An 11789-nucleotide genomic window follows, 5' to 3' on the forward strand; every position below is an offset into this window, starting at 1 on the left:
TGGCTCCCGCCGAGTGGACGGTGACAGCAAGTTCGGGAGATCAGAGGCCGAGCTCACTCAGTCCTGGATGATTCGCCGGCCGAACGCCGCTGATGTCCCAGCGGAACTTCCGGTCGGACTCTTCGATCGGCAGGTCGTTGATGCTGGCGTGTCGCCATCTCATCAGACCGCTGTCGTCGAAGTGCCAGTTCTCATTGCCGTAGGCACGGAACCATCGATGGTCTGCGTCGTGGTACTCGTAGCAGAACCGCACGGCGATCCGGTTCCCGTCGTGTGCCCACAATTCCTTGATCAGTCGGTAATCCAGTTCACGCTCCCACTTGGCGGTGAGGAACTCGATGATGCCCGCACGACCCTGGATGAAGGTCGACCTGTTGCGCCACCAACTGTCCTCGGTGTACGCCTGTGCAACCGCTGCTGGGTTGCGCGAGTTCCAACTGTCCTCAGCCATGCGCACTTTCTCTACGGCAGTGTCCATGGTGAAGGGAGGCAACGGCGGTCGAACGTTCGTGGGCATCAAAGTTCTCCTCGGGGCTTGCTTACGGTGGACGGCGACAACCTCTGGCCAAGCGTGACCACCATTTACGCTATTTCTGAACTGACATTGATGGACGAGGTTTCCGGTCAAGGGCGACGCGGAGTGGCGGATGAATCTAGATTTGCTCTTCGCCACCGTCGACGAACAGTTCGGCGCCGGTCATGAAGCTGCTTTGGTCGGAGGCAAGAAATACTACGGCGGAGGCGATTTCCTCGGGTCGGCCGAGGCGGCCCATCGGGACGCTTGACGCTATGCCGTCCAACAGTTCCTGTTCTTTGCCGGGGGGTGCGAGACCGGCCAGCCCGGGTGTTTTCACCGGCCCGGGGATGATCGTGTTGACTCGGATGTCGAGGCCGACGAGTTCGGCTGCCCAGGTTCGGCCGAAGGATCGGATGGCGGCCTTGGATGCGGCGTAGACGCTGAAAGTGGGTGTGCCGTTGTAGGCGGACGTAGAGCCGGACAGGATGATCGAGGCACCGGGGTTGAGAATGGGCAGCATCTTCTGGACGGTGAACAGTGTTCCGCCCACGTTGCGGTTGAAGGTGTCGAGGAAGTGCTTTGGTGTGATGTCCGCCAGTGCCGCGAACTCACCGCCGCCCGCGTTGGCGAAGAGGACGTCCAGACCGTGCCCGTGCTCGGTGATGGCCGCGACGAGTGCGTCCAGATCGCCCGAATCGGTGATGTCACTTCGAATTCCGGTGCCGCTGGCTCCGAAAGAGGCCACCGCGGCATCGATGCTGGATTGGTTGCGGCCGGTGATGAAGACGTGGGCGCCCTCTGCAGCGATGCGTTGCGCGGCGGCCAAGCCGATACCCGTTGTCCCGCCGGTCACCAGTGCGGTCTTGCCGTGCAGCAATGTCATGACATCGAGCTCATCTCTGTTGTCTGCCCTGCGTGGTGGCTCCGTGGGCCTGCCGTGCCGGTTAGTTCGACTTCGTCGTGGCCAATGCCCGCGGCATGAAATCGCGGATGTACCCGCTGATCTCCTCGCCGTGGGTCTCCAGCGCGAAGTGGCCGGCGTCGAGGAGGTGGAATTCACCGTTGGGGAAGTCGCGACGGAATGCTTCCGCGCCGGGGGCGCCGAAGATCTCGTCGTTCTTGCCCCAGGTGACCAACAGCGGAGGCTGGTGGGTGCGGAAGTACTCCTGGAACGCGGGATAGCCGTCGAGGTTGAACTGGTAATCCCAGAACAGCTGTAGCTGGATGGCGTCGTTGTCCTTGCGGTCCAGGCCTAGTTGGTCGAGCTGCCAGGTCTCGGGTGCGATCCGGTCGAGCCGATCGCGCGGCACGCCGTGTGTGTACTGCCAGTACGTGGTTTCCGGGGTGAACTTCTCGCGAACCTCTTCTTCGTTGGCGGCGCGGTCCTTGGCGTGGGCGAACAGGATGTCCCAGAACGGCGTGAAGCCCTCCATGTAGGCGTTGCCGCTCTGGGTGATCAGCGCGGTGATCCGCTCGGGCCGACGACTGGCGATCCGTAGACCGATGGGGGCGCCGTAGTCGTGGATGTACAGGGCGAACCGGTCGAGGCCGAGGTGATCGATCAGGCCCTCGGTGATCTCGGTGAGACGGTCGAAGCTGTAGGTGAACTGGGTCGTCGTAGGCATCGCCGAGCGGCCGAAACCGATGTGATCGGGCGCCACCAGGTGGTACTCGTCTGCCAGGGAGTTGATCAGGTTGCGGAACATGTGGGAGCTGGACGGAAAGCCGTGCAACAACAGCAACGTCGGGTTGCTCGGATCGCCGGCCTCTCGGTAGAACACCTCGAGTCCGTCGATCTTGGCCGTGCCGTACCGGGTGGCAAATGGACTCATGGGGGGTCACCTATTCGGAAGCTGCCGTCACGTGCTCGGGCGGCAAGACAGTGGGCGTGGTGTGCGTGTCGGCGTTGCCGACTCACAGGAGCTGACCACGTATCCGTGCTGGCGCGAATCCGGGATGAACCCCAGTTGTTGAGAGGGGAGAGTCCGGTGTATCGCTGTTGCGATGCGCTGGTCGGATCTAGTGTCGTCACTCAGCGGGCAGCACCGTCGAAGTGGCTGCTTGATGGTCTGCACCAGTGATGGGCGTAGGGAAACGCGTTGACCGAAATTCGGACGGGCCCTCCTGGCGTGACCTGTGCCCTTGTCGGCCGGGCCGCGGAGTGCGCGATGCTCGACAAGCTCGCCACCGACGTCCGGGACGGCTTCAGCGGCGCGTTGGTGTTGATCGGTGAACCCGGCGTCGGCAAGACCCGGCTCTTGCAGTACATGGCGGAATCGGCCACCGAAGTCACGATCCTGTGGATTGTCGGCGCGCAATCGGAATTGCGGTTGGGCTTCGCGGCACTGCACCGGCTGCTTCTGCCCTATCTCGATCGTCTGGACAGGCTGTCGGGCCCGCACCGCACCGCGCTGGAGGTGACGTTCGGCCTGACCGAGGGGCCGACACCGGACCGCTTCGTGGTGAGCTTGGCTGCCCTGGCGCTGTTGTCCGACGTCGCCGCGGAACGTCCGGTGGTCTGCCTGATCGACGATGCCCAATGGTTGGACCAGGAATCGCTGGCTGTGCTGGGATTCATCGGGCGGCGCCTGTACGCCGACCCCATCGGCATGGCGTTCAGCGCCCGAGAACACGCCGGGGATCTGACGGCGCTGGAGGGCTTGACGACCCGACGGATCGCTGCACTGGATCCGGCATCGGCCCGCGGGATCCTCGACGAGGCCGTGTCCGGACCACTGGATCCGCGAGTGGCAGCGCGCGTGATCGACGAGACCGGCGGCAACCCACTGGCGATGCTGGAATTACTGGGCGAACTCAGCACCGAACAGTTGGCCGGACGGTTCCCCTTGCCGCGCCACCTTCCGGTCGGGCATCGGGTCGACGTCCACTTCCTGGCGCAGGTCGCCACACTGCCACCGGAGGCGCGCACCGTTCTGCTCATCGCCGCGGCCTGCGTCGACGAGAAGTCATCGACGGTGTGGCGCGCCGGGGCACTGCTGGGCGTGGCCGCGGCGGCGGCCAATCACGCTGTGCAACAGGGGATCGTGACCCTGGAGCCGCGCATCGCGTTCCGCCATCCCCTCATCCGCTCGGCGGTGTACGACGGTGCGACCCCCGAGGAACGCCAGCGGGTGCATGATGCGCTCGCGACGGTGGCCCATCGTGACGGTGAGGACGACCAGGCTGCCTGGCACCGGGCGGCCGCTGTGACGACTCCCGAAGAGACGATCGCCGCCGACCTGCAGACCTCGGCGGAGCGCGCCCACCGCCGGGGTGGCTACACCATGCAGGCCGCGTTCCTGACCCGCGCCGCTGAGCTGTCGCCCGACACCCGAGACCGTGCGCTGCGCTATCTGGCTGCCGCGCAGGCCCACCTGGCGGCCGGTGACGGCCCACTGGCCGAGGCCTTGCTGGACTTGGCGACTCCGGTACTCGACGTTGCCGGCATGCACGTCGCGGTACAACGCCTGCGCGCAGCGATCGCGGTGTTCTTCTCCCGGCACAAGGATGCGCCGGCCATCCTGTTGGATGCGGCGACGAAGGTCGAGCCGACCGACGTGTCCCTGGTCCGACGAATTCTGTTCGATGCCATGCAGGCCGCGATCGTCGCCCGCCAATACACCGCCGGTACGACCCTCGACGAGGTGGCGCACGCGGTGCTGCGTGCGGAGCAGGACCCGCGGCGGCCGCCCAGTGGCAACGACCTGCTTCTGGATGGTTTCGCCATTCGAATCGCCCGGGGTTACGCCGATGCGGTCCCGCTGCTGCGTTCGGCGGTGGCGATGATGTTCACCGATGAGACCGCCGCTCACGTCGACATCCCGTCGACCATTCTGGGATGGTTCGCCGCCGACGACGTATGGGACGACGCAGGTCGTCGGGCGATGTTCGAACGGGCCCAAGCCATCGAGCGCCGTCAGGGAGCCCTGGCCGCGATGCGGATCACCCTGGCCGGGCTCTCGACGAGCCAGGCCTGGGCAGGACAGATGAACGATGCCGAGAACAGCTACGGCGAGGCCGCCGAGCTCTCGGCGCTGATCGGGGTGCCGCCGGCGGCGACGACCGGGGTGCTGCTGGAGGTGCGCGCCTGGCAGGGCCGCGAAACCGAGAGCCGCGCGGTGGCAGCGTCGACCGCGGATTGGGGTCGTCAGAAGGGCGCCTCGATTCTGGAGATCTTCGCGCTGATGGGTCTGACCGTCCTGGAACTCGGGCTGGGCCGGTACCCCGAGGCGCTCGGACGCGGATTGCAGATTCTTCACGATGACCCGCCGGGCTTCGGGAATCGGGTGCTGCCCGAGGTCGTCGAGGCCGGGCTGCGTAGCGGAGACCGAGGTGCCGCCGAGGTGGCGCTGGCGCGGCTGACCGAACGCGCCACCATCGCCGCCACCCCGTGGGCTCTGGGTCTGTTGGCGAGGTCGCGGGCGTTGATGGCGGCCGACTCTGACGCAGAGCTGTACTACCTGGAGGCCATCAGGCAGCTGGCCGGCACCGCGGTGCGCACCGAACTCGCGCGTGCGCATCTGCTCTACGGCGAGTGGCTACGCCGTAGGAAGCGTCGGCGCGACGCGCAGGTGCAACTGCGCACGGCCTATGACATGTTCACCGCGATGGGAGCCGCCGCGTTCGCCGGCCGCACGGGTGCCGAGCGGCGCGCCGCCGGCGAGACGACCGCTGATGCACTGCGAGCAGACAACCCGTTCGGCCTGACACCACAGGAGGCTCAAGTGGCACGCCAGGCCGGCGCGGGCGCGACCAACGCCGAGATCGCCAGTCGACTGTTCATCACGACATCCACCGTGGAGTACCACCTCAGCAAGGTCTTCCGAAAACTGGGCGTGACGTCGCGACGCCAACTCGCGTCCGCCCTCGCCGGGGGCCTGGTGGGGCATGCCGGCGGCATCACGTCAGCGTCACCCGAGTGACTGACTGGGGTCTTCCCAGGATTCGCCGGCGACGGCGCTGTGCTGTGCTGGCGGAACCCCGCGCTCTGCGCGGCGGCCGGCGCCCCGGCAACCCCCATCGTGTTGAAAGGCGATCGCCATGCCCTTCATCTCCGTCGACGTCGAGAACACAGGAGACATCGATCTCTACTACGAGGACCACGGCGACGGACAGGCCGTCGTCCTGGTCGATGGCTTTCCCCTCGACGGACATGCCTGGGAGAAGCAGGTTTCCGTATTGCTGGCCGCCGGATATCGCGTGATCACCTACGACCGCCGCGGGTTCGGCCGCTCCGGCGACGCAACCTTCGGCTATGACTACGACACGTTCGCCGCGGACCTCAACACCTTGATCGAGGTCCTCGACGTGACCGACGTGGTCCTGGCTGGATTCTCGATGGGCACCGGGGAAGTTGGCCGCTACCTGGCTACCTATGGGCCGGCCAGGGTCGACAAGGCGGTTTTCATCGCTGCCGTGCAGCCTTACCTGCTGCGAACCGACTCCAACCCGGATGGCCTGGACGGCGCGGTCTTCGCCTCGGCGCTGGCAGCCGCGGTCAAAGACCGCTATGACTTCCTTCATCGGTTCTATGCCGACGTCTACAACACCGACCAAACACTGGGCACCCGCATCAGCTTCGATGTCGTCGAAAGCTCCTGGCAGGTGGCGTGTTCGGGGTCGGCGTACGCGTCGGTCGCCGCGATGATCACGTGGACCACCGACTTTCGGACCGATGTCGCCAAGATCGCCGGGTACGACATCGACATCTTGATCGTCCACGGCACCCACGACCGGATCCTGCCGATCGACGCCACAGCGCGCCCGTTGCACGCACTGCTTCCCCATGCCGAATACGTCGAGATCCCCGGTGCGCCCCACGGTTTGCTCTGGACCTACGCCGAGGACGTCAACCGCGAGCTACTGGCGTTCCTCGCCCCTGAACCCGGTCGGCAGAGACCCTCGCACACTGAAGGAGCATCCTGGTGAGCAAGCATTACGGCGCCATCGCGTTCACCGAAGCGGTCCGCGACGTCCAGCGAGACCACGGCAGCCACGCCTTCTACGACCGCAAACGCGTTCAAGGCACGGCAGTGCCAGGCAGTGACGCGCTCACCGAGGACGAGAAGGACTACCTCGCCGAGCGGGACAGCTTCTACCTGGCGACCGTCAGCGAAACCGGCTGGCCCTACGTCCAATTCCGTGGCAGTCCAATCGGTTTCCTGCGCGTCGTCGACGACCACACCATCGGCTGGGCCGACTTCCGCGGCAACCTGCAGTACATCAGCACCGGCAATGTCGCCGGCGACAACCGGGTCGCCCTGATCGCCACGGACTACCTCCACCGGCGCCGACTGAAGATCTACGGCCACGCCCGCGTCGTCGCCGCCGAACAGGATCCCACCCTGGTCGGGAGCTTCGCCGATCCCGCTTACGACGCCGTCGTCGAGCGCGTCGTTCTGGTCACCGTTGAGGCCTTCGACTGGAACTGTCCCCAACACATCACCGAGCGGTTCACCGTAGAAGAACTCGACACATACCTCGCTCCGCTGCGCGGTCAACTCGCCGCGCTGCGCGCCGAGAACGCTCAGCTACGCGAGAAGCTCGACCGCGGTGAGTAGTTCGGCAGGAGAGGAGACCGTGATGGCGACACTGAGGTCGGTGAACGTCGGCATGCCCAGAGATGTCGAATGGAACCAGCGCACCGTGTACACGGGTGCGTGGAAACAACCGGTGACCGGGCCGCGGATGGTGCGTCGGCTCAACGTCGACGGAGACGGCCAAGGTGACCTCGGCGGCCACGGAGGAGAGAACCGCGCCGTCCTGGTCTACCAACTCGACTCCTACCGGCACTGGGCCCTGGTGTTCGACCGTGACGACCTGGCGCCAGGACTGTTGGGGGAGAACCTCACCGTCGACGGGCTGCCCGACGACGAGGTGTGCATCGGCGACCGCTACCGGATCGGGCAGGCGGTCTTGGAGGTCACCCAACCTCGGGTCACCTGCTACCGCGCCGGTATGCGCATCGGCGAACCCCGGATGGCCGCACTGCTCGTCTCGCACGGGCGGCCGGGGTTCTACTGCCGGGTGATCACCGAAGGTGAGGTCGAAGCCGGCCAGGAGATCGTCAAGATCAGCTCCGGTCCTGAGAGCGTGTCGGTCGCCGAGATCGACGCGCTGCTCTACCTGCCTGGGCACCCCCGCGACGCTCTGCACCGCGCACTGCGTATCCCGGCACTGAGCCCCGGCTGGCAAACGTCGCTACGGAGCCTGGCCGAGCAGGCCGAGCATCCGGCGGGATCCGCAGGCAACGTCGGTCTGACCGCCGCGGCGGGTAGCCCACCGCCGGCATGGACTGGATTTCGCGCACTGAAGGTCAGCGCTGTTCACGATGAGAGCCGCCAGGTCCGCTCAGTCTCGCTGACCGAACCCGACGGTGCATCCCTGCCGGAATGGTTTCCGGGACAGTCGATCACGCTGCGTCTCTATCCCGACCCGAACGGCGCGCCGCTGATCCGCAATTATTCGTTGTCCAATCAGCCGGGGTCCGTGGATTACCGGATCAGCGTCAAACGTGAACCCCACGGATTGGCCAGCGGATACCTGCACGGTCACGTCCACCCCGGTGACCTCGTCGACGTCGCCGCACCACGCGGCACCTTCTTCCTCACCACCGACGCGGCATCTCCGGTGATCCTGCTCTCCGCCGGGGTGGGTACCACCCCGGTGCTCTCGATGCTGCACTGGCTCGCGGCAACTCACTCGGACCGACCGCTCTGGTGGCTGCACGGTGCCCGCAACGGTGACGAACACCCGTTCGCAGAGGAAAGCCGCGATCTTCTGAAACGGTTGCCCGGAAGTCATTCCCACATCTTCTACAGTCAGCCGACAGCGGCCGACCGACTCGGAGTCGACTTCACCGCGCAGGGCCGGCTGTCCCGCGAAGCGATCGGCGGACTCGGTCTGCCACGCGAAGCAGACGCTTATCTGTGCGGACCATCGGCGTTCATGAACGAGCTCAGCTCCGGCCTTGCGACCTACGGACTCGATCCAGCCCGCGTGCACTCCGAACTCTTCGGCGCCGCAGCAGCTCTCACGCCCGGGATCGCTGCGACGTCGATCGCGCCGCACCCGCCTGCGGGGCCGCCCGGAACCGGACCCGAAGTTCAGTTCGCGCGCAGCGGCCTCTCAGCACCCTGGGGCCCGCCCAATACCAGCCTGCTCGAGTTCGCCGAAACGTGTGACGTCCCGACCCGCTGGTCCTGCCGAACCGGGGTCTGCCACAACTGCGAGACCGCACTGTTGTCGGGCACCGTCCGCTACGACCCGGAGCCCTTGGAATTGCCCGCCGAAGGGAACATCCTGATCTGCTGTGCGCAACCCTGCGAAACAGTCGTGCTCGACCTGTGAAAGACCCGCGCTCGCACCCCGATCGATTGGATGCCGACCGTGGTGACGGCGATCAACACTGCGGCATGCTGTTTCCCATAAGTAATCTCAGGTCTGTAAGCGTCGCGCTCAAACTGACGAAGGAGAACCCACATGTCCGCTGCCATCGAGAAGTTGATGCGCGACAACCTGCTCGCGGTGTTCAACGAACGCGACGAGACCAAGCGCAAAGCGGCCATCCACGGCACCTATGCCGCGAATGTACGCTGGACCGACGCTGAGGGCGTCATTACCGGCCATGCTGCACTTGAAGCCAAATGCGTTGGCCTGCAGGCAGGAATCGGTGAGCTTCAATTCGAGGCTGTAGGTCCCGTTCACGAACTGCCCGGCTTCGCTTACCTTGCGTGGCGACTGGTCGATCCCGCCGACGGGCAGGTACAGATGACCGGTTTTGACACCGCGCTGATCCAGGACAACCTGGTGACCGACCTGTGGACCGTTCTGATCCCGCCTCAGCAGTAGGCCGGAGCTACCCACCTGCGCGCTGAGCGCTACGCCGGGGCCGTTCCGCGAGCCGCAGAGAACGCATCTACCAACTCGGGAATCTCGCGCAGGTGTCTGCGGAGCACCTCGACGCTGGCGTCGGCGTCGTGGCGATCGAGGGCGGCGATGAGCTCACGATGCTCATGCTCGATAGTGGTCAAGCGGGCAGGAGCCTCGACGAGCGTCCGCGTTCCGAGCCGGACCTGCCGCGGCTGCAGCGAGTCGTAGAGCTCGGCGATCACCGCGTTGCGTCGGTGGCGGACGATCTCGGCGTGGAACATCTGATCCAGTTGGGCGAAGCCGTTCCAATCGTATGACTGGCCAGCCTGTTCCATTTTCTCGATGAGCGCGCGGGCGCTGTCCGGCACGCCGGCCTGACGCTGGCAGATCGTCCGCAGTGCGTCGGACTCGAGGACAAAGCGCGCCTGGTAGATCTCCCGCATCTCCAACGCGGTGACCACCCGCACCTGTGCACCGCGGCGCGGAAGCAGATCGACGTATCTCTCCACCTGCAGCCGCTGCAGGGCCTCGCGGACCGGCGTGCGGGACGTGTTCACCCGGGCGGCGAGGGCCACTTCGTCGATGAACTCACCCTCGGCGAACTCGCCGCTGAGGATCGCGTCGCGGATCCACCCGTACGCACGCTGGCTGGCGGACGTCTTGACCGCTTCCGCTCCGGTGCGGGCTCCGATGGTGGACATAACCCTCATTCAACCATTTACACGACGTGCATTCATCGTGTATACAACATGTCTACAGAGTGAGTGGCGCCTTGCCGGCGCGTTCAGTGAGATTCGAGTCACCGAGAAGAGGCGAAACGTTGACCTCCCCACCCCACCACAGCTCCCGACCGGACCGGCCGTCGGTCTCGATCTGGCTCACCGAACCCTCAGCGGCCGCCGTCGAGATGGGCAGCCTGGCCGGCTACGACACCGTGGTGCTCGACATCGAGCACGGCCTGTTCGACCTGCGCGCGCTGGACTGGATCATTCCGTTGATCCGGGCCAAGGGCATGCGGGTGATCGCCAAGGTGCTCGGCCCGGAGCGCGGCCCGATTCAGCAGGCACTCGACTTCGGCGCCGACGCCGTTGCGATTCCCCACATCACCTCCGCGGAGCACGCGGCGCAGATCTGCGGTTTCGCGAAGTTCCCGCCATTGGGTGATCGCTCCTTCGCCGGCGGTCGCACCTCCGAATACCGGGGCTTCACCGACGACTGGGTGAGCGCCCAGGACCGCCGGACCCAGTGCTACCCGATGATCGAGGACGCCTCGGCGTTCGACGACATCCACAAGATCCTGGACCTGCCCGTCGTCGACGGGATCTTCATCGGACCCTCGGACCTGTCTCTGCGCCGGGAGCGCGGTGCCTACAGCGTGACCGAGGCAGACCTCGCGGACATCCGCCACCTGGCTCGCGCCGCGAACGCCGCCGGGAAACCGTGGCTGCTCCCGGCGTGGAGCGAAGCCGAGCAGCGCCTGGCCGTGGAGGAGGGCGCTCACACCATCGTCGCCACCATGCAGTACGGCGCCATGCTGGCGGGTTTCACCACAACCATGCAGAACCTTCAGAAGATCAACGCCGATGTGAGGACAACCAGGTGAATCTGACTGCCGCAGTTGCACAATTCGCCCCGACCGAGGACAAGTCGGCCAACGTCGACACGATGATCAACATGCTCGGCCAGGCCGCCGATCTCGACGCCGAACTCGTCGTCTTCCCCGAGTACGCCGTCTTCACCGTCCCCGCGATGGACGACCGGTTCGTGCACTCCGCCGAGGCACTGGACGGTCCGTCGGTCACCCGGTTGGCGCAGGCCACCGCCGAATTCGGCGTGACCGTCATCGTCGGGGTCAACGAAACGGCCGAGGAGGGCAAGATCCACAACACCCTCGTCGGAATCCAGGACGGTGCGATCGCCGCCGTCTACCGCAAGGTCCATCTCTACGACGCCTTCGGGTACACGGAGTCCGACCGGGTACTCGCGGCCGATCCGACGACCCCAGAGCTGTTGCAGATCAACGGATTCACCGTCGGGATGCAGACCTGCTACGACCTCCGCTTCCCGGAGACGTCGCGGGCGCTGGTCGATGCGGGCGCCGACGTGATCGCCCTGCCCGCCGAATGGGTCCCCGGACCGCTCAAGGAGTACCACTGGAACACCCTGCTGAGGGCGCGGGCGATCGAGAACACCGTCTACGTCCTGGCCGCCGACCAGATCGCCCCCGCCGGTTCCGGCAACAGCGCCATCCTCGATCCGATGGGCATTCCGCTGGCCGCACTCGGTGAGGCCGCCGGCATCGGCGTGGCCCGCCTCGAACGCAGCCGACTCGACAGCGTGCGCACCGTCAACCCGGCGCTCACGCTCCGGCGCTACCGCGTCCAGCCGGAGGTGAGGTGAC

Annotated in this window: 11 protein-coding genes; 7 read left to right on the top strand and 4 right to left on the bottom strand. The window is 66.0% G+C overall.

The window, feature by feature from the left end; translation table 11 throughout:
* Positions 1-40: 40 nt before the first annotated feature.
* The 3 genes from ABDC78_RS00775 to ABDC78_RS00785 all read right to left on the bottom strand — a co-directional run bounded on the left by ABDC78_RS00775 (position 41) and on the right by ABDC78_RS00785 (position 2349).
* The gene (locus ABDC78_RS00775; protein WP_178359014.1) at positions 41-517 is read right to left on the bottom strand and encodes a nuclear transport factor 2 family protein; all 477 of its coding nucleotides are present in this window, start codon (positions 515-517) and stop codon (positions 41-43) included.
* A gap of 136 nt (positions 518-653) precedes the next feature.
* Positions 654-1400, bottom strand: coding sequence for an SDR family oxidoreductase (locus tag ABDC78_RS00780; protein WP_178359015.1), 747 nt, complete (start codon positions 1398-1400; stop codon positions 654-656).
* 61 nt (positions 1401-1461) lie between these two features.
* Positions 1462-2349 carry an alpha/beta hydrolase gene (locus ABDC78_RS00785; RefSeq protein WP_178359016.1) on the bottom strand — a complete coding sequence of 296 codons (888 nt, stop codon included), beginning with the start codon at positions 2347-2349 and terminating at the stop codon, positions 1462-1464.
* Between the two features lie 297 nt (positions 2350-2646).
* On the opposite strand from ABDC78_RS00785, the gene ABDC78_RS00790 reads away from it, so the two are divergent.
* The 5 genes from ABDC78_RS00790 to ABDC78_RS00810 all read left to right on the top strand — a co-directional run bounded on the left by ABDC78_RS00790 (position 2647) and on the right by ABDC78_RS00810 (position 9367).
* Positions 2647-5439: a LuxR family transcriptional regulator gene (locus ABDC78_RS00790; protein ID WP_178359017.1), complete on the top strand. Its 2793-nt coding sequence runs from the start codon at positions 2647-2649 to the stop codon at positions 5437-5439.
* A gap of 118 nt (positions 5440-5557) precedes the next feature.
* Complete coding sequence (locus ABDC78_RS00795) at positions 5558-6445, top strand: alpha/beta hydrolase (RefSeq protein WP_178359018.1); 888 nt, start codon at positions 5558-5560, stop codon at positions 6443-6445.
* Positions 6442-7077 (top strand): pyridoxamine 5'-phosphate oxidase family protein, encoded by a 636-nt coding sequence (locus ABDC78_RS00800; protein ID WP_178359019.1) that lies wholly within the window; start codon positions 6442-6444, stop codon positions 7075-7077. The genes ABDC78_RS00795 and ABDC78_RS00800 overlap by 4 nt, the downstream gene beginning before the upstream one ends.
* Before the next feature lie 22 nt (positions 7078-7099).
* Positions 7100-8866: an MOSC and FAD-binding oxidoreductase domain-containing protein gene (locus tag ABDC78_RS00805; protein WP_178359020.1), complete on the top strand. Its 1767-nt coding sequence runs from the start codon at positions 7100-7102 to the stop codon at positions 8864-8866.
* A gap of 132 nt (positions 8867-8998) precedes the next feature.
* Positions 8999-9367 carry a nuclear transport factor 2 family protein gene (locus ABDC78_RS00810; protein WP_178359021.1) on the top strand — a complete coding sequence of 123 codons (369 nt, stop codon included), beginning with the start codon at positions 8999-9001 and terminating at the stop codon, positions 9365-9367.
* A gap of 29 nt (positions 9368-9396) precedes the next feature.
* On the opposite strand, the gene ABDC78_RS00815 is transcribed toward ABDC78_RS00810, so the two are convergent.
* Positions 9397-10089, bottom strand: a complete 693-nt coding sequence (locus ABDC78_RS00815; RefSeq protein WP_178359022.1) for a GntR family transcriptional regulator — start codon at positions 10087-10089, stop codon at positions 9397-9399.
* A 119-nt stretch (positions 10090-10208) separates the two neighbouring features.
* On the opposite strand from ABDC78_RS00815, the gene ABDC78_RS00820 reads away from it, so the two are divergent.
* Positions 10209-10991 (top strand): aldolase/citrate lyase family protein, encoded by a 783-nt coding sequence (locus ABDC78_RS00820; RefSeq protein WP_178359023.1) that lies wholly within the window; start codon positions 10209-10211, stop codon positions 10989-10991.
* The gene (locus ABDC78_RS00825; RefSeq protein ID WP_178359024.1) at positions 10988-11788 is read left to right on the top strand and encodes a carbon-nitrogen hydrolase family protein; all 801 of its coding nucleotides are present in this window, start codon (positions 10988-10990) and stop codon (positions 11786-11788) included. The genes ABDC78_RS00820 and ABDC78_RS00825 overlap by 4 nt, the downstream gene beginning before the upstream one ends.
* Position 11789 lies beyond the last annotated feature (1 nt).

It is taken from the genome of Mycobacterium sp. DL (assembly GCF_039729195.1).
Lineage (GTDB): Bacteria > Actinomycetota > Actinomycetes > Mycobacteriales > Mycobacteriaceae > Mycobacterium > Mycobacterium hippocampi_A.

Coding starts and splice junctions, on each gene's coding strand:
- ABDC78_RS00775 (WP_178359014.1), bottom strand. CDS start 517: ATGCCCACGAACGTTCGACCGCCGTTGCCTCCCTTCACCATGGACACT.
- ABDC78_RS00780 (WP_178359015.1), bottom strand. CDS start 1,400: ATGACATTGCTGCACGGCAAGACCGCACTGGTGACCGGCGGGACAACG.
- ABDC78_RS00785 (WP_178359016.1), bottom strand. CDS start 2,349: ATGAGTCCATTTGCCACCCGGTACGGCACGGCCAAGATCGACGGACTC.
- ABDC78_RS00795 (WP_178359018.1), top strand. CDS start 5,558: ATGCCCTTCATCTCCGTCGACGTCGAGAACACAGGAGACATCGATCTC.
- ABDC78_RS00805 (WP_178359020.1), top strand. CDS start 7,100: ATGGCGACACTGAGGTCGGTGAACGTCGGCATGCCCAGAGATGTCGAA.
- ABDC78_RS00810 (WP_178359021.1), top strand. CDS start 8,999: ATGTCCGCTGCCATCGAGAAGTTGATGCGCGACAACCTGCTCGCGGTG.
- ABDC78_RS00815 (WP_178359022.1), bottom strand. CDS start 10,089: ATGTCCACCATCGGAGCCCGCACCGGAGCGGAAGCGGTCAAGACGTCC.